Annotated in this window: 17 protein-coding genes; 5 read left to right on the forward strand and 12 right to left on the reverse strand. The window is 35.3% G+C overall.

The window, feature by feature from the left end; all coding sequences use genetic code 11:
• Nucleotides 1-21 precede the first annotated feature (21 nt).
• From BED47_RS15180 to BED47_RS15185, 3 genes are all read right to left on the reverse strand, one after another.
• On the reverse strand, nt 22-1083 hold the full coding sequence (locus tag BED47_RS15180; RefSeq protein ID WP_069034369.1) for a DmpA family aminopeptidase: 1062 nt from the start codon (nt 1081-1083) through the stop codon (nt 22-24).
• Between the two features lie 129 nt (nt 1084-1212).
• On the reverse strand, nt 1213-1362 hold the full coding sequence (locus tag BED47_RS23770) for a hypothetical protein (RefSeq protein WP_175403505.1): 150 nt from the start codon (nt 1360-1362) through the stop codon (nt 1213-1215).
• A 607-nt stretch (nt 1363-1969) separates the two neighbouring features.
• Entirely contained in the window at nt 1970-2395 is a 426-nt protein-coding gene (locus tag BED47_RS15185) for a DUF7878 domain-containing protein (RefSeq protein WP_069034370.1), read from the reverse strand.
• Between the two features lie 215 nt (nt 2396-2610).
• On the opposite strand from BED47_RS15185, the gene BED47_RS15190 reads away from it, so the two are divergent.
• On the forward strand, nt 2611-2856 hold the full coding sequence (locus BED47_RS15190) for a hypothetical protein (protein ID WP_069034371.1): 246 nt from the start codon (nt 2611-2613) through the stop codon (nt 2854-2856).
• Between the two features lie 135 nt (nt 2857-2991).
• Nucleotides 2992-3231 (forward strand): DUF6429 family protein, encoded by a 240-nt coding sequence (locus BED47_RS15195; protein ID WP_069034372.1) that lies wholly within the window; start codon nt 2992-2994, stop codon nt 3229-3231.
• Between the two features lie 48 nt (nt 3232-3279).
• Here the strand turns inward: BED47_RS15195 and BED47_RS15200 are convergent, their stop codons facing one another.
• The 4 genes from BED47_RS15200 to BED47_RS15215 all read right to left on the reverse strand — a co-directional run bounded on the left by BED47_RS15200 (nt 3280) and on the right by BED47_RS15215 (nt 9857).
• On the reverse strand, nt 3280-3759 hold the full coding sequence (locus tag BED47_RS15200; RefSeq protein WP_069034373.1) for a hypothetical protein: 480 nt from the start codon (nt 3757-3759) through the stop codon (nt 3280-3282).
• A 191-nt stretch (nt 3760-3950) separates the two neighbouring features.
• Nucleotides 3951-8027, reverse strand: a complete 4077-nt coding sequence (locus BED47_RS15205; protein ID WP_139116364.1) for a collagen-like protein — start codon at nt 8025-8027, stop codon at nt 3951-3953.
• Nucleotides 8028-8246: 219 nt separating this feature from the next.
• Nucleotides 8247-9029 (reverse strand): class I SAM-dependent methyltransferase, encoded by a 783-nt coding sequence (locus BED47_RS15210; RefSeq protein ID WP_069034374.1) that lies wholly within the window; start codon nt 9027-9029, stop codon nt 8247-8249.
• A gap of 102 nt (nt 9030-9131) precedes the next feature.
• The gene (locus BED47_RS15215; protein ID WP_069034375.1) at nt 9132-9857 is read right to left on the reverse strand and encodes a MurR/RpiR family transcriptional regulator; all 726 of its coding nucleotides are present in this window, start codon (nt 9855-9857) and stop codon (nt 9132-9134) included.
• Between the two features lie 242 nt (nt 9858-10099).
• On the opposite strand from BED47_RS15215, the gene BED47_RS15220 reads away from it, so the two are divergent.
• Nucleotides 10100-11536: a glycoside hydrolase family 1 protein gene (locus BED47_RS15220; protein ID WP_069034376.1), complete on the forward strand. Its 1437-nt coding sequence runs from the start codon at nt 10100-10102 to the stop codon at nt 11534-11536.
• 84 nt (nt 11537-11620) lie between these two features.
• On the opposite strand, the gene BED47_RS15225 is transcribed toward BED47_RS15220, so the two are convergent.
• The 3 genes from BED47_RS15225 to BED47_RS15235 form a co-directional block, all read right to left on the reverse strand.
• The gene (locus tag BED47_RS15225; RefSeq protein WP_069034377.1) at nt 11621-12031 is read right to left on the reverse strand and encodes a hypothetical protein; all 411 of its coding nucleotides are present in this window, start codon (nt 12029-12031) and stop codon (nt 11621-11623) included.
• A 119-nt stretch (nt 12032-12150) separates the two neighbouring features.
• Entirely contained in the window at nt 12151-13023 is an 873-nt protein-coding gene (htpX, locus tag BED47_RS15230; RefSeq protein ID WP_069034378.1) for a protease HtpX, read from the reverse strand.
• 175 nt (nt 13024-13198) lie between these two features.
• Nucleotides 13199-13381 carry a hypothetical protein gene (locus BED47_RS15235; RefSeq protein ID WP_069034379.1) on the reverse strand — a complete coding sequence of 61 codons (183 nt, stop codon included), beginning with the start codon at nt 13379-13381 and terminating at the stop codon, nt 13199-13201.
• Nucleotides 13382-13588: 207 nt separating this feature from the next.
• Here BED47_RS15235 and BED47_RS15240 point away from each other — a divergent pair, with 207 nt between their 5' ends.
• Nucleotides 13589-14347 carry a L,D-transpeptidase family protein gene (locus tag BED47_RS15240; protein ID WP_069034380.1) on the forward strand — a complete coding sequence of 253 codons (759 nt, stop codon included), beginning with the start codon at nt 13589-13591 and terminating at the stop codon, nt 14345-14347.
• Between the two features lie 285 nt (nt 14348-14632).
• On the opposite strand, the gene BED47_RS15245 is transcribed toward BED47_RS15240, so the two are convergent.
• Nucleotides 14633-15067: a hypothetical protein gene (locus tag BED47_RS15245; protein WP_069034381.1), complete on the reverse strand. Its 435-nt coding sequence runs from the start codon at nt 15065-15067 to the stop codon at nt 14633-14635.
• Between the two features lie 101 nt (nt 15068-15168).
• Nucleotides 15169-15702: a hypothetical protein gene (locus BED47_RS15250; protein WP_069034382.1), complete on the reverse strand. Its 534-nt coding sequence runs from the start codon at nt 15700-15702 to the stop codon at nt 15169-15171.
• A gap of 114 nt (nt 15703-15816) precedes the next feature.
• Between BED47_RS15250 and BED47_RS15255 the strand changes: the two genes are divergently transcribed.
• Entirely contained in the window at nt 15817-17013 is a 1197-nt protein-coding gene (locus BED47_RS15255) for a macrolide family glycosyltransferase (protein ID WP_069034383.1), read from the forward strand.
• The last annotated feature ends 55 nt before the right edge of the window (nt 17014-17068 follow it).

Here is a 17068-nt window from a genome sequence, read left to right on the forward strand (position 1 = left end):
TAGATTTTTGAATTCCATAATCTATATTAAGTTAACATTGTACTTTTCTATTAAATCTTTAAAAGCTGGTCTTTCATTTCCATCTCTTCCAACAATATGTGTTGCTGTTACTAAAGAGTTTAAAACTGCTTCTTCTGTGGCTTCTCCTACTGCTCTAAATGCTAGATCAATATCTTCTTCATGTATCGTCTGAACCGTTATGCAATGCGCTGTTTTTTCATGAGGTATTTTTGTTGCAGTTGAAAAGCCAATGACGACTTCACCACTTCCCGTTGTAATAATTGAGCCTGTTCTTGATAAACCTGTAACTGTTCTTTTAATGATCCGATTTAGCTGCCTTTCTGAAACGGGAAGGTCCGTTGCAACAATCATAATGATTGAACCTTTATCTTGTTCGTCTCGTTCTTTTAAGATATGATCTCGCAATTCTGATCCAACAGGCTTTCCATTTACTTTTAAATCGCTTAAAATCCCAAAGTTAGATAAGACTAAAACGCCCATTGTATATGTACCATGTTCCATCTTCATAACTCGAGAAGCTGTTCCAATGCCACCTTTTAATGAATAGCAAAGCATTCCAGTTCCTGCTCCGACAGTTCCTTCTTTCACATCTGAAGTAGCGTTACTTAATGCTTGAAAAACATGATCTTTTGTGATAAATCTAGCTCGTACATCATTTAAAAGCATGTCATTACATTCGCAAATTACTGGGTTAACAGTACCTGTCGTACGACCTATTTCTGGATTATGTTCAAGCATGTATTCAATTAGAGCGTCTGCAGCTGTCCCAATGCTTAACGTATTAGTTAAAATAATTGGCGTTTCGATTGTACCTAACTCATTAATTTGAATCGTTCCCATCGATTTACCAAACCCATTAATAACATGCGATGACGCGATTAACTTGTCCTTAAATAGATTTCCTTGATGAGGAAATATTGCCGAAACACCAGTTTGGATGTCTTGATCACTGATTGTTAAATGACCTACCGTAACCCCTTCAACATCTGTAATAGAATTTAGTTTCCCTGTTTCTAGGTACCCAATATTAACACCATAATCTCTGATTCTTTTTTGATTCATTAAAAATTCCCTCCAGCTTTGTATTCAATAAGTGTAGTCTCATTTAATTAAGTGATTTAATTTCGAAAGTACAAAAAGCCCTTATTCAGAGCTTTTAGTTAAAAATAATTTGACCTCTTTTAAGATAGATCAGTGACTTTCTGTTAATTTCATTTCCTCTTGATTTTCTTTTACCTTTAGAGGAATATAAGTTAAAGAAACTAAAGCTCCACTTATCATTAGTAAAACCATCAATGATGCGAATAGTAGTACGATTTTTTTGGAAAATACTTTCATCATAAGTTGATTTCTCCTATTATGATTAATCTTAGGAATTATTTTAACAGATAACTTAGAAAATTAGATACTTACTTGATAAAAATAAAAATCTCAATTACTCCCCAAGATCTTCCTCAATCTAAACAACCTAAGATTAACAAATAAGGAAATCTTTACCATATGGGAAAAACGAACTATTCCCATTTCCTAACATACCCTGTATTAACCTTGTTTTCATGGTGGAATTGGCAAACAGGTACTCATCACTTTTATCTTCATGGTAAAAGTGATTTTTTAACTAAAATTTATAAAAAAAACACAAGGTAAAAATTTTACCTTGTGCTTTATTTTATTACATAAATCTTTTACTATTTTTCCATTACAGTGAAATAATTTTGTTCATCATCAGTAAAGTTAAACAGTCTTCAATTTGGCATTTCAACAATTTCACAAACATTAAACTTCTTTTTCGTTAAAATTCAACAATTTTATCTGTAAAAACCATTAAAGAAGTTGTACCTAGTTTAAAAAATAGATTAGTTCAGTAAATTCCCCCTATCAAATGCACTAAAAAAAGAGTTACTCTAGCAACTCTTTTTAGTAAAACAACACTGGTTTATAATCAAAATTACTGATTAAATTTATCAAGCGTATAATCATAATTAATTTCAATAAGTCCATCATTTAACGCAGTAAGAAATCTGTTTACAGACTCAACTAATACCTCTGTATTAATATATTCTGTGGGTTCAAACATTTGCCACACCGAATAAATCCCCCACTTGTCATCTCCTTTATATAGGAAATTCATAAGATCTTCATTTCGATTAATCGATTCATAATTCATGTTATCTTTTGCTCCATTTTGTACCTTTTGAACCCATTCACTTAATTGACTCGCAAACTCAGTAAGATTTAAATTCGGATCATGAAAAAATAAAGTTTCATTTAAATAGATATTTAATGAGCCATCTATATATTTTCCAGTATTTGCAACATAAGCCGGTTCTGTAGGTATATAATCATTTAATATAAACAAGAATTTTATATTCATAAAATTCTCCTTTCGTATTTAGTTCAATCTTCATTTATGTATTTTAGTACTTAGTTTCTATTGTTTCCTATTTTTGGTATTTCCCTCATTTTTATTTTACTTTTTTAAGCTTTTTATTTTAGATTGCAAATTTTAGTAACTATTTGAAATCAAAAACTACAAAGGTATCATTCTATAAATAGCAAGCATCAATAAAAAAGAAAGTAGGATAACATATGAATCAATTTATTGCAGGTCTTTTCCAATCGATTCTTATATTAATTTTAGCTTTCGTGTTTGTCTATAATTATTCAGATATTCGTACTAGAACTACTCATTTTGTTTGTCCTCATTGTAGCAGTCGCTTTAAATTATCTAAATTAAATTTTGCGATTGCATTTAAAACAGGTAAAGTAAATGAACGTTTAGTTACTTGTCCCGTTTGTGGTCATAGAGATCGAATGTCTATTTTAAATGATTAAATTACTAAATCACATTTTTCACCAGTGTGTTCTAATTTATAGTTTATTAATTAGAAATAAGAAAACCCTTATACTAAAAGGGCTTTCTCTTATTTTTTTAATTCTTAAATGTAAATTAGAAAGGAGCTATTTGAAATGCAAGAATTAATCGATGATCTAACTTTATTATTATTATTTTTAACAGCATTTGAAGAAAACACAGTATTAGATGAAACTACACTCAGAAGTTGGAAAGGATATCCTTTCGATACATTAAATAAATTATTGAATAATAATCTCATATTTTTTAGTAATCGTGCTAAATCAGTTTACTTAACAGAAGATGGAATAGAATTAGCCAACAAATTATTGCAGAAATATACTATTCAAAAATGATGATTAAGCTTTAATCACCTAATAAAACTGCAGAAATCTAGATCTAAGCTATTCACAATGATTATCACATTGTATCAAGTAATCATTCTTTAAAATATCCGTTGCATTCTTTATATTTGATACGGTTAAAAAAAGACTATCTTTTTCTCCTATAAAGAATGATTTCACACCAACCTTACACCATAAACTGCCATAAATTTTACTAAATACTCCTGGAATACCAGGGGGAATATTTAATAGAGCGAAAATCGTTTCTTCTTTAAATTTCACATTAAATGATTCAAGTACTTCTCTAACTACTTTTAGATCATGTATATTTTGCGATTCAGTTGTACCAGGTACAAGTCTAACGAAATTATTATTTTCACCACTTTTTGTCAGTAAAATTCCGACGATATTTACTGAATTATTAGCAATATCTTTTAAAACACAACTTAAAGTTTCATCATTTACTATAAAAGTAAATTGGGTTCTATATTCAAGATCGAATTGTAACTGATCTACTTTACGGCCATTAAAACGATTCAAATTCCCCACATCCTTTTTTTTCGTTTTATTAAAGTATGTGGAAAAAAATAAAATGTTTTTGGTTGAAGACTAGGCTTTCTATTCACCCATTTGCCCTTATCTCAAATTAAAAAACCCCTTTCTAATAAACAGAGTTAATATTTTTAACTGTCTATTAAAAGGGGATATTAATCTATTAATCTAACTCTAACTTAAGGTGTAAATGTGATTATATTCATATCTCTATTAATTGCCGATGCTGAGGTAACATTCGAAATTGCTGTAAATATTACTCTAAGACTATAGGTTGAAGTTGCATTTGCAGGTGCTACATTTACTTGAGTACTTGAAAATTGATATCGGTGGGTACCAGCTGTCGGCTGGCTACTATTAAATACTCTAGTATCTATTAAAGTTGCATCCCTATAAAGTCTCAACTCAAATGTAACTGACCAGTTTGCAGTAACCACTAACTCGATTGCTGTTGCATAGTCAATTTTAAGCTGCTGGTTTGCGAGTACAGCCTGAGTGATACTTACAATTGTTACTTCTGTATTAAGTGGTGGGAATACAGCAATCGATCCTGCGTTTTCTGCAAATGTTAGAGTTGGTCTTTGTCCTGTTGGACCCGTTACTCCGGTTACTCCTGTTGCTCCGGTTGTCCCTGTTACTCCGGTTGGGCCTGTTACTCCTGTTGTCCCTGTTATTCCGGTTGCTCCTGTCGCTCCTGTTACTCCTGTTGCCCCTGTTGTTCCTGTCGCTCCTGTTACTCCAGTTGTACCTGTCGCTCCCGTCGGTCCGGTTGCCCCTGTCGCTCCTGTTGTCCCTGTTGCTCCTGTCGGTCCGGTTGCCCCTGTTGCTCCTGTGGATCCTGTCGCTCCCGTCGGTCCGGTTGCTCCAGTTGCTCCTGTGGATCCTGTCGCTCCCGTCGGTCCGGTTGCTCCGGTTGCTCCTGTGGATCCTGTCGCTCCCGTCGGTCCGGTTGCTCCGGTTGTCCCTGTTATTCCTGTTGTCCCTGTTATTCCGGTTGCTCCTGTCGCTCCTGTTACTCCTGTTACTCCTGTTACTCCGGTTGCCCCTGTTGCTCCTGTGGATCCTGTCGCTCCCGTCGGTCCGGTTGCTCCTGTTGCTCCTGTGAATCCTGTCGCTCCCGTCGGTCCGGTTGTCCCTGTTACTCCTGCTGTCCCTGTTATTCCGGTTGGGCCTGTTACTCCTGTCGGTCCTGTTATTCCTGTTGCCCCTGTTACTCCTGTTGGGCCTGTTGTTCCTGTCGCTCCTGTCGGTCCGGTTGCCCCGGTTGGGCCTGTTGTTCCGGTTGCTCCGGTTGCCCCGGTTGGTCCGGTTGGTCCGGTTGCTCCGGTTGTCCCTGTTACTCCTGTTGTCCCTGTTACTCCTGTTGTCCCTGTTATTCCTGTTATTCCGGTTGGGCCTGTTGTTCCGGTTACTCCTGTTGTTCCGGTTACTCCTGTCGGTCCGGTTATTCCGGTTGGGCCTGTTGTTCCGGTTGGGCCTGTTACTCCTGTCGGTCCGGTTACTCCTGTCGATCCTGTTGATCCTGTCGATCCAGTTGCTCCTGTCGCTCCCGTCGGTCCGGTTATTCCGGTTGTCCCTGTTAATCCGGTTGCTCCTGTTATTCCAGTTGGGCCTGTTGCTCCTGTTGTCCCTGTTGCCCCAGTCGTTCCGGTTGCTCCTGTTGTTCCGGTTACTCCTGTTGTCCCTGTTACTCCTGTTGTCCCTGTTACACCAGTTGTTCCGCTTACTCCTGTTATTCCGGTTGCTCCTGTTGTTCCGGTTACTCCTGTTGTTCCGGTTGCTCCGGTTGTCCCGGTTATTCCGGTTGCTCCGGTTGCTCCGGTTGATCCTGTATCTCCCGTCGGTCCGGTTATTCCGGTTACTCCTGTTATTCCGGTTGCTCCGGTTGCTCCGGTTGCTCCTGTTATCCCAGTATTTCCCGTTGACCCTGTTGATCCTGTTATTCCTGTTGCCCCAGTTGCTCCGGTTGATCCTGTTGATCCTGTATCTCCCGTCGGTCCGGTTATTCCGGTTACTCCTGTTATTCCTGTTGCACCGGTTGCTCCTGTTATCCCAGTATTTCCCGTTGACCCTGTTGATCCTGTTATTCCTGTTGCACCGGTTGCTCCTGTTAATCCTGTTACTCCCGTCGTTCCTGTTATTCCGGTTACTCCTGTTATTCCGGTTGCTCCTGTTACTCCGGTTGTTCCTGTTGCCCCAGTTGCTCCAGTTGCTCCGGTTGATCCTGTTGATCCTGTTACTCCCGTCGTTCCTGTTATTCCGGTTGCTCCTGTTACTCCGGTTGTTCCTGTTGCCCCGGTTGATCCAGTTGCTCCTGTATCTCCCGTCGTTCCTGTTATTCCTGTTGCTCCTGTTATTCCGGTTGCTCCGTTTGCTCCTGTTATCCCAGTTATTCCCGTTGACCCTGTTGATCCTGTTATTCCTGTTGACCCGGTTGCTCCTGTCGTTCCAGTCGTTCCTGTTATTCCAGTTGTTCCAGTTGCCCCGGTTGCTCCTACCGTTCCAGTCGTTCCTGTTATTCCAGTTGTTCCAGTTGTTCCAGTTGTTCCAGTTGTTCCAGTTGTTCCAGTTGCCCCGGTTGCTCCCGTCGTTCCTGTTATTCCTGTATCTCCCGTCGTTCCTGTTATTCCTGTTGCTCCTGTATTTCCCGTCGTTCCTGTTATTCCGGTTACTCCTGTTATTCCTGTTGCTCCTGTTATCCCAGTTATTCCCGTTGATCCTGTTATTCCGGTTATTCCTGTTGATCCTGTTGTTCCTGTTATTCCTGTTGCTCCTGTATCTCCCGTCGTTCCTGTTATTCCTGTTGCTCCGGTTGCTCCAGTTGTCCCTGTTACTCCGGTTGTTCCCGTTGCTCCTGTCGTTCCTGTCACTCCGGTTGCTCCGGTTGCTCCTGTATCTCCCGTCGTTCCTGTTATTCCAGTTACTCCTGTTACTCCGGTTGATCCTGTTATCCCAGTTATTCCCGTTGACCCGGTTGCTCCTGTTATTCCTGTTGACCCGGTTGCTCCTGTCGTTCCTGTTATTCCAGTTACTCCTGTTACTCCGGTTGATCCTGTATCTCCCGTCGTTCCTGTTATTCCAGTTACTCCTGTTACTCCGGTTGATCCTGTATCTCCCGTCGTTCCTGTTATTCCAGTTACTCCTGTTACTCCGGTTGCTCCGGTTATCCCAGTTATTCCCGTTGACCCGGTTGTTCCGGTTATTCCTGTTGACCCGGTTGCTCCTGTCGTTCCCGTCGTTCCTGTTATTCCAGTTGACCCGGTTGTTCCGGTTATTCCTGTTGCCCCGGTTAATCCTGTCGTTCCCGTCGTTCCTGTTATTCCAGTTGTTCCTGTTGCCCCGGTTGCTCCTGTATCTCCCGTCGTTCCTGTTATTCCTGTTATTCCTGTTGCTCCTGTATTTCCCGTCGTTCCTGTGATTCCTGTTACTCCTGTTATTCCTGTTGCTCCGGTTATCCCAGTTATTCCCGTTGACCCTGTTGTTCCGGTTATTCCGGTTGCCCCTGTCGTTCCTGTTGTTCCAGTTGCCCCGGTTTCTCCTGTTATCCCAGTTGCACCTGTCGTTCCTATTGTTCCGGTTATTCCAGTTGCTCCAGTTACTCCTGTTGTTCCTGTCACTCCAATTGCCCCGGTTGCTCCTGTCGTTCCTGTTGCCCCAGTTGTTCCTGTTGCTCCTGTTGCCCCAGTTACTCCTATTGTCCCAGTTACTCCTGTCGTTCCTGTTGCTCCAGTTACCCCTGTTGTTCCCGTTGTTCCTCTTATTCCGGTTGCTCCTGTATCTCCCGTCGTTCCTGTCACTCCGGTGGCTCCCGTTGACCCTGTTGCTCCTGTTACTCCAATTGTTCCGGTTGCTCCTGTTACTCCAGTTGTTCCAATTATACCCGTCGGACCTGTTACTCCTGTTATTCCTGTCGATCCAGTTGGACCAATTACTCCGGTTGAGCCTGTTGTTCCAGTTACTCCCGTCGCTCCAGTTACCCCGCTTTCTCCAGTAGGACCAGTTGATCCGGCAGCCCCCGTTACTCCAGTTGCCCCTTGTGGACCAGTTTTACCTCTTTTACCTCTAGGTCCTCTACAACATTTATCACAACAGTAGCATTCCTTTGAATCTTTACATTTACAGTTCTTACAATTCTTACATTTACTGTCCTTACATTTCTTACATTTACATTTCTTACATTCTTTACACTCACACTTCTTACATTTGCAATCTTTGCAATTACAAGATTTTTTATTTTCTTTGTTGTCTTTTCCCAAATTATCACCTTTTCTAACTAAAGAACCGATTTGGTAATAAACTCTTGTCCATTTTCCATACCAATATAATCTATGACTTCATGTTAAAAATTGATTAGTTAATATGTCTAAAACATAAATAGGAATTTTTTACATTGGAATAGTATGAATTAAATAAAAACATTCTTTATACTTTAAAACTCAAAAAAAAAGAGGATATTTTTATCCTCTTAAATAAATTTAAACCTGAGCTCTAACGATGTAACACGAAAAAGTAATCGGTAGTCCTTCATTAGTTGCATTTTGTTCAAATATTCGTTTTACTTCTACTAAATTTTCTTCTATTATCTCATTTAATAGTGATTTCTTTTGGCCGAAACATCTTAGTTTTAAAACATCAAGCGGCGTATGTAAGAATTCAAAACTATTAATAACTTGTATTTCTACACTTTCAAACTTACTTATTTCAACTCTTTGTTTTATCGTTTTTAAAATTGGTTTCTCACTATTAATTGATTCAAAAAGATTAGGAAATAATTTAGGCAATTCAGTTCCTAACTCATCACCAGGATGAAGTCCAAGGATCTTGCCTCCTTTTTTTACTACTCTTTTAAGTTCTTGATAAGCTGATGTGGGTCCTTTTCGGTTATATGCACAATCAAACTGTTCAGATTCAAAAGGTAATCGATTTTTTGTGCTGCCAACAATAAAAGACATATTTGATTTTTTCGATGCATTTCCACTTTTTATAAAATCATTTGTTAAATCAAATCCTACAATTTCTATTGCTTTTTCACTACATTTAATAGTAAATTCTCCATGACCACACCCAACATCTAAAACAGTTTTGTTATTAATCATTTCAAATACTTCATTATTAAAAATTAACTCCCCATTCGGCTCTTTAACTGTCGAATTCCAGGGATATGTGTATTCCCCATACAATTTGCCTATTTGTTCATACCATATTTTTGAATGTGGTGTTACCCAATCTTTATGTAATGTGGGATCGATTAAATTCATAAATATTAATACTCCTTTATTCTTTTTCAGAATAAATAACATTCCTTACATTCGGAGAAATCCCTTCTTTTAATGAGTAAAAATATACAAAGTGCATTTGATTTATTGATTAATTCGATAAATTTCGCGCGCTATTGATTCAATTATATAGACTACTGGAACTTGCGTAGTAATATTTGCCTCTTCAAAATACTCTTCTGTTACATAATAGGGAATATTTAGATCAGAAATTTTTGCTATTGTTGATAATTTGTTGTTCGTAATACTAATTATTTTACAGCCTTCTTGTTTAAGTAAATTCAGATGAATTACTGTGAAAATTGTTTCGCCTGAGACTGACAAAGCGATTGCTATACTATTTTTTGTTAATTTAGAATGAATCGGAAAATGTGGGTCTTTTATATAAAGAGAAAATTTTCCTAAACTTGAAAAGTACCTCGAACCATATTCAGCAAGAATACCTGAACTACCTATCCCAATAAAAATCACATTTTCAGCTTTGTTTATTTCAATAGCTGCCTCTTTAACTTTATCTTCTAAATCCCCTTTTAAAGATCTCTCAAAAAATTCTACTAGCGTATGTTGAGCGCTTTTTACGAAGGTTCTTTTCTCCTCTTCCAAATACATTTTTAACTTTACTTTAAATTCAGAAAAGCCTTCGCAATTTAGCTTCCTACAAAAACGTAAAATTGTTGAAGTTGAAACATGGGTTTCATCTGCAATTTCACGTATACGCATATATGCGACCTTTTCCATATTTTGTGAAATGTAATTATATAAAGATAACTCTAATTCATTAAAAGACGCGATTTGATCATTTGAAAACATTTTAAATAGTTCTCCTTTTTTATAGCCTACTACTTATATTTAATCTATTTTATTATCTTAACATACAAAATAAAAAACACAGCGTTACATTCATGAAACAATTATTTACTTTTGTGAATAGAAACTAGATTCCATTCACTTATTTACTAACATCTCCGTTAACGTTATGATTCGTTTATATTCTCATTAATTAAAAATATGGATTTATGTAAACAACTAAAAAGAAATTAGGAGGTAAAAAAATGAATCAGTTTAAGTTTCCTAAAGATTTTTTATGGGGTGGCGCTACTGCTGCTAATCAAATGGAAGGCGGATTTTATGAAGGAAATAAAGGTTTAAATATAGCCGATGTTCTTCCAGGAGGAAAGGAAAGACTGAACATTTTACAGTCACCTGGATTTAATTTTGAAATTGATCGATCAAAGTATAATTATCCTAACCACGAAGGAATCGACTTCTATCACCGTTATAAAGAAGATATTGCGTTATTTGCGGAAATGGGTTTTAAAGTTTTCCGAATGTCAATTGCTTGGACAAGAATCTTTCCAAATGGAAATGAATTAGAAGCAAATGAAGATGGATTAGCTTTCTATGACCGTGTTTTTGATGAGCTACACAAATATGGCATTGAACCAGTTGTTACAATTTCACACTATGAAATGCCAGTAAATCTAGTAAAACAATATGGCGGTTGGAGAAATCGAGAAGTAGTAACCTTCTTTGAAAGATATGTGAACGCAATCTTTAATCGTTATAAAAACAAAGTAAAGTATTGGATGACTTTTAATGAAATTAATAGTGGTTTAATTATGCCAATTATGGGGCTTGGTTTTTCTATTAAAGAAGAAAAAGATAAATACCAACCAACATTTCAGGCGTTTCATCACCAATTTGTTGCAAGTAGTATTGCTGTCAAAGCTTGTCATGATATTATTCAAAATTCTCAAATTGGCTGTATGATTTTATATGCTCCGGTTTATTCATTTGATTCGAATCCTAAAAACGTAATGTTTGCCCTTGAAGAAGAACGCTTTTTTAATTACTTTTGTGCAGACGTTCAGATTCGTGGCGAATACCCGTCATTTATTAATCGCTTCTTTAAAGAAAACAATATTAATATTGAAATGCAAGATGGAGATTTAGAATTAATTAAAGAAGGCACTGTTGACTATATTGGTTTCAGTTATTATATGTCAAGAACAGAGAAAAAGGAAAAATCTGACTTAGAAAGCTCACAAGGAAATCTGATTGGCGGAGTTAAAAATCCTTTCCTAAAAGCAAGTGACTGGGGCTGGGAAATTGATCCTGTAGGTTTACGAATTAGTTTAAATCAATTGTTTGACCGTTACCAAGTACCGTTATTTGTTGTTGAAAATGGTCTAGGTGCATATGACAAAGTTGAAGATGACGGAACAATTAATGATTATTATCGAATTGATTATTTACGTGAGCATATTAATGCTATGGGAGAAGCAATTCAAGATGGCGTAAAATTGATGGGTTATACTAGCTGGGGTTGTATTGATCTTGTTAGTGCATCATCTGGTGAGTTTTCAAAACGTTATGGTTTCATTTATGTCGATAAACATGACGACGGTAGTGGAACATTAGAACGAAAAAAGAAAAAATCATTTTTCTGGTACAAAGACGTAATTGCTTCAAATGGAGAAAAACTATAAATAAAGAAGAAAAAGGAACTTCATCTAATTTGAAGTTCCTTTATTCTTTTTAAAAATGAGATAGGGATGTATGACTTCTAACCTTTATTTATTTTCTATTTTCACCATTAATTTACCATCTTTATAAATTGTTAAGTAAACAGTATCACCAACTTTCAAGGCAGAGTGAGAATTTTTATCTATTATTTCTTTATCAGTAAATCCATATTTCTCAGAATCATCACAAACAATTTGATACTGATTTTTATTATCTGGTTTTGGAAGTTCGATCACTTCACAAACACTAGTTTTTAGATTCGAATCCACGTTTATTAATTCTTCTTTATTAACCAGAGTAATTATTCTTTTTGATTTAGGAATTTGGGTAATAATGGGATGTGCTTTAGCATGATTAAAATTAATAATAGCAATAGAAAAGATAATTCCGAGGGTTATAACAAAGGTACCTAAAATTATTCCTACTGTCTTCAATTTTTCAATTTTATCTCTCTCCAAATTAAAGTACACCTCATCTTTTTAGTATCTATATTCCCTAAAACTAAATGAAATCCTTCTTTCAATTTCATGCAAAAAAAGGCTTTTTACACCGTTAAATGTAAAAAGCCTTTTAACTTTTATAATGATTTTAAACGTTCGATTCGTTTTTCTAATGGTGGATGCGTTGAGAATAATCTTGCAAATTTCTCTTTACCGCTAATTTTAAAAGCTGCAATTGATTTTTGACGATCATCAACTAATTTAATATTTCGACTTAATGATTCTAATGCATGAATCATGTTATCTTTCCCACCAAGTTCTACCGCATACCTGTCCGCCTTAAACTCCCGTTTTCTTGAATGCCAGAAAATAATTGGACTACTTAAAATACTAAATACGATCTCAAATACTACTGAACAAAGAAAATAAACTACATAAGATAACTCTTCTCTTACAAAATTAGAAACTATTTTTGCAACTAAACGGGAGAAGAAAATGACAAAAGTGTTAATAATACCTTGTAATAATGTTGTTGTAACCATATCCCCATTTTTTATATGGGCAATTTCGTGTGCTAAAACACCACTAATCGCTGGACGATCCATTGTCTCGATCATACCACTAGAAACAGCTACTAAAGATCGTCTTTTACTAGGCCCTGTAGCAAAAGCATTAACTTCAACTGAATCATATACGCCCACCTGTGGCATCTTCTTTAAACCAGCAAGTTTTGCTAGTCGATAAGTCTCTTCTAGTACAAAATTTAAACGATCAGTTTGTGGAGAACGAGGATCAATTAATTTTATACCCATAACCCATTTGGCCATTATACGAGAAAATAACAATGAAATAATCGCTCCACTAAATCCTGCAATTACACTAAATGCAAGCAGTGCCCAGTATCCCCCATCGCCAATATAACGCGGTACACCTAATAATGTTGTAATCGTTGTTATTGTAATTAACACTAAAATATTAACAAAAATAAAGAAAGAAATACGTTTAAACAAAATCGTTCCTCCCTAGCTAATGACTTGAAAGACTATAATATTTAACTCTTATTCTTAAATATATAGTCTAGTTTCTTATACAATTAAAGAACATATTAAATTTCTTAAACTTATATTCTTTCATTCTACTATATAACTCGAAATTTGTTGTATTAGATTTCTCAAATTTTACGACTTATGAAAGTTTGCTAGATTTCCTCCAAATTAAAGTAAAGAATAGGATTAAGATCCCTACTGAAAATCCAATAATTTGATCTAATAAAAATTCACCCGTTTTAATTAAATGAATGACAAAAGTCCCACCAAAAATAATGATGATTAGGAATGATAGTTGGAGCATATAATTATTAATTTTCATCATTTCACCTCCACTATTGAAATATACTATTGTCTTACTAATTTAATAATACAACTATATAAGTAAAAAGCACTATTCAATACCGTTACAATCGTCATGTTTTCCAGCAATTATGAGCAAATTTGAAAAATATGACACATGGACAACTCCTACCGTCATAGGATTAATTGATTAAGATTTTGAAAATTTAATTTGGGAGGGACGGTATTGATAAAAAAATGGCTTGCTGTTTTAATTTTAACCTGTCTTATGTTTGTAGGTATTGGTATTAAACCTAGTCAGGCTGCTACATCTCAGTTCATTATAATTAATAAATCAACAAATCAACTAGCTTATTATGAAAATGGTAAACTCTACAAAGTTTTTAAAGTAGCCACTGGTAAAAGTCCATCTCTAACGCCAGAAGGTAAGTTTAAAGTCGTAAATAAGATTGTGAATAGACCTTACTATACGGGTCATATTCCTGGCGGTGATCCACGGAATCCACTCGGAAACCGTTGGCTTGGATTAAATGCACGTGGTACATGGGGAACTACATATGCCATCCACGGTAACAATAACCCAAGTTCGATTGGCAAATACGTCAGTCATGGCTGTGTGAGAATGTATGATAATGAAGTAGAATGGCTCTTTGATAGAGTAAAATTGAGCACACCTGTAGTCATTACAACTTCAAGTAAATCATTTGACTCAATAGCAAATGCAAATGGATATAAAGTAACAAGTAGTAGTGGTGGTTCAAATGCTGTTATCCCAACTGGAACTGTATTAAAAAAGGGAAATCGTGGAGCTACAGTTAAAAAGCTTCAACAAAAGCTTACAGTTCTCGGCTATAGTACTAAAGGTATCGATGGTATATTTGGAAACAATACAGACCAAGCCGTGCGCAAATTTCAAAAAGACCGGCATTTAAAAGTAGATGGAATTGTAGGACCTGCTACGATTAAAGCACTTGGCGGTTTATAAGTTCAACTATTAATAGAGGATCTTCCTCTATTTTTTTTATTTCTAGTAATCTTTTTGTTCTACAACCTAAGCTTTATTATTTACAATTAGATCCATTAGCTCCAATTAATTTCGTTGGTTCATCTTTGATGTATAAGAAACTAAACTTTTCGATAATTGCTCTACTCTCTTTAATATTAAAAACCCTTTATCATATTAATTCTCTTTATGTAAAAATTTATTAACGATTATTCGAATGTAAAATTTCCATAGTGTTTTTTACTAAATTAGTAGTTTTTTAATAAACTACTCACTTGCCAAAATTAATTTTCTTGTTTTGCTATTATATATTTTGTAACTTACTTCAAAATTATGATCCTTTGTAACTGTCACCTTACAATAATATGGTACGGATTTCCCATAAGCGTCCAGTTTAGGAATATCTCTATAAGTAAATATTTCATCTGTATCTTGCATATAAAAATCTGCTTCAGAGGTCCGGCTTGAACTATCAATTTCTATAACACATCTTCCGCTTACTACATCATATTGTTTAAATAAAACATTTTTAAGACTTGGAAGAGTAAACGTTAAAAGTAATACACCAAGTAATAAACATCCAATGCTTTTACTGATATTTACCAATGAGTATACACGATCAATAAACATTGGCATAAATATAAATCCTGCACTTAGTATCAAAATCAATCCTGCTATGAGCATAGAATAATATGTTAACATTTTTTCACTTCCTATAATTATAAAACTACAAACTTTCTATTATGTAGGCAATTTTTTTTCATCTATTCCAACCTGATTAAAAATTAATCGATATTCTAGAATTATTCTCGATTCTCAAAATCTAGTAATCTTAAACAATTTCTTTCTTCATCATCAATATGCATTGAGGTGATATCTTCTATCTTGAATATTGATTCTCCATCGTATTCACCATATTGGTTTATGATTGATAAAACGAGGATATGGTCTTCTTTGCGTTTAATGATACCTTGTAGGTAGGCATTTCCCAATAATTCTACCAAAATTAAAAATTTATTTTGATAAGCAAAATCAAGAATACCCTCCATTAAATTTTTATTTTCCAATTCAAGCTTCATATGGGTTTGTTTCTTAGTTATATACAGTTTTTTTATTTTTCGTAGATAGCGAGAATCTAAATTAATTTGAAAAATAGTTTCTGTTTTCATTAATGAAAAGCCATCGTACATTCCATTAGGGGTAATATTAGCTAAAATTACATAGTCATCTGATACATAAAGAACCTTCGCAACAGCACATACATCAACATCCCCTAAATCATTATAAATTTCAGCGAAGTCTTCTGTATTTGTTAAATTAATTAATTGTTCCTTCAAGCATCATCACCTCTATTATTTTTATTTTTTACTTTAACATTATACAATGTTATTTAATTAAGTTTAATCAAATTACTTTTATATAGGTATAAATTGAACCAAGGAGTGTTTGGAATGGCTCGAGTTTTATTTATTAATGGGGGCTCAGAGGGGCATATTAATCCTACTATTGCAGTTGTAGAAGAGCTTATTTCACGAGGTGAAGAGGTTGTCTACTTTTCGATAGAGTCTTTTCGAGATCGAATTGAAAAGACTGGAGCTACAATGCGGACAATTGATGAACAAAAATTTATTAAAGCCTTTCTCTCAGGTGGTCGAACTCATTTACTTGAACGAATCAATGGTCTATTACATACAGCAGATATCGTAATACCTAGTATTCTTGAACAGATTAAAGGGGAGCATTTCGATTACATCATACACGATTCAATGTTTGGTTGTGGACGTTTAATTGCTCAAATTCTTAATCTTCCCGCTATCAGTTCCTGTACTTCTTTTACAGAGACTAAAGAAACATTCGATAAAATGTTGGAAAAGCAATCAAAAAATATCCCCAAAGAGATACTTGTACCGATTAATGATGAATTTAAGAAACTGTCATTAAATATTAAGAATAAATATGGTGTAGAGATCAATTCATATTATGAAGTATTTTGTAATCCCGCACCATTAACAATCGTATATACAACTAAAGAGTTTCAACCTGATGGGGATGTCTTTAATCATACATATAAATTTGTCGGTCCATCTATCGGTTCTCGAATACAACAAGATCCCTTTGACCTTTCTACCTTTAAACGTAAAAGTCCAATCTATATTTCTCTGGGAACTGTTTTTAACCGCTCAATTGATTTTTATAAGTTATGTTTTGAAGCATTTGGAAATAGTGAACACGCAGTCTTAATGTCGATTGGTAAACATACCAATCTAGGTGATTTAGGAATTATTCCTTCAAACTTTATTGTAAAACAATTTGTTCCACAGACCGAAGTACTAAAATATACTAAATTATTTATTACTCATGGTGGAATGAATAGCACAAGTGAGGGTCTCTATTTTGGAGTTCCATTAATCGTAATCCCACAAAACGCTGATCAGCCAATCATTGCAGAGCAAGTAGCCAAGATTGGTGCAGGTTTGCAATTACAATCACAAAATTTAACACAAATTCAACTACGTGAAGCCGCAGAAAAAGTGTTAAAAAATAACTCGTCCTACAATAAAGCAATCGACAGCATAAAGAAATCTTTTCGAGAAGCCGGAGGGTATCACCAAGCTGTTAAAGAGATTTTCCAGTTTATTAATAAATGAAGAGTTTCATTAGACTTCTAAAACTAAAATGAGAGCCGATGTTCGGCTCTCAAAT

Origin of the sequence: Gottfriedia luciferensis (assembly GCF_001712755.1) — a bacterium.
GTDB classification, from domain to species: Bacteria; Bacillota; Bacilli; order Bacillales; family Bacillaceae_G; genus Gottfriedia; species Gottfriedia luciferensis_B.

What these genes read in the sequence shown, in the direction of transcription:
- BED47_RS15180 (WP_069034369.1), bottom strand. Translation starts at nt 1,083, where the DNA reads ATGAATCAAAAAAGAATCAGAGATTATGGTGTTAATATTGGGTACCTA.
- BED47_RS23770 (WP_175403505.1), bottom strand. Translation starts at nt 1,362, where the DNA reads ATGATGAAAGTATTTTCCAAAAAAATCGTACTACTATTCGCATCATTG.
- BED47_RS15185 (WP_069034370.1), bottom strand. Translation starts at nt 2,395, where the DNA reads ATGAATATAAAATTCTTGTTTATATTAAATGATTATATACCTACAGAA.
- BED47_RS15190 (WP_069034371.1), top strand. Translation starts at nt 2,611, where the DNA reads ATGAATCAATTTATTGCAGGTCTTTTCCAATCGATTCTTATATTAATT.
- BED47_RS15195 (WP_069034372.1), top strand. Translation starts at nt 2,992, where the DNA reads ATGCAAGAATTAATCGATGATCTAACTTTATTATTATTATTTTTAACA.
- BED47_RS15210 (WP_069034374.1), bottom strand. Translation starts at nt 9,029, where the DNA reads ATGAATTTAATCGATCCCACATTACATAAAGATTGGGTAACACCACAT.
- BED47_RS15215 (WP_069034375.1), bottom strand. Translation starts at nt 9,857, where the DNA reads ATGTTTTCAAATGATCAAATCGCGTCTTTTAATGAATTAGAGTTATCT.
- BED47_RS15220 (WP_069034376.1), top strand. Translation starts at nt 10,100, where the DNA reads ATGAATCAGTTTAAGTTTCCTAAAGATTTTTTATGGGGTGGCGCTACT.
- BED47_RS15235 (WP_069034379.1), bottom strand. Translation starts at nt 13,381, where the DNA reads ATGAAAATTAATAATTATATGCTCCAACTATCATTCCTAATCATCATT.
- BED47_RS15245 (WP_069034381.1), bottom strand. Translation starts at nt 15,067, where the DNA reads ATGTTAACATATTATTCTATGCTCATAGCAGGATTGATTTTGATACTA.
- BED47_RS15255 (WP_069034383.1), top strand. Translation starts at nt 15,817, where the DNA reads ATGGCTCGAGTTTTATTTATTAATGGGGGCTCAGAGGGGCATATTAAT.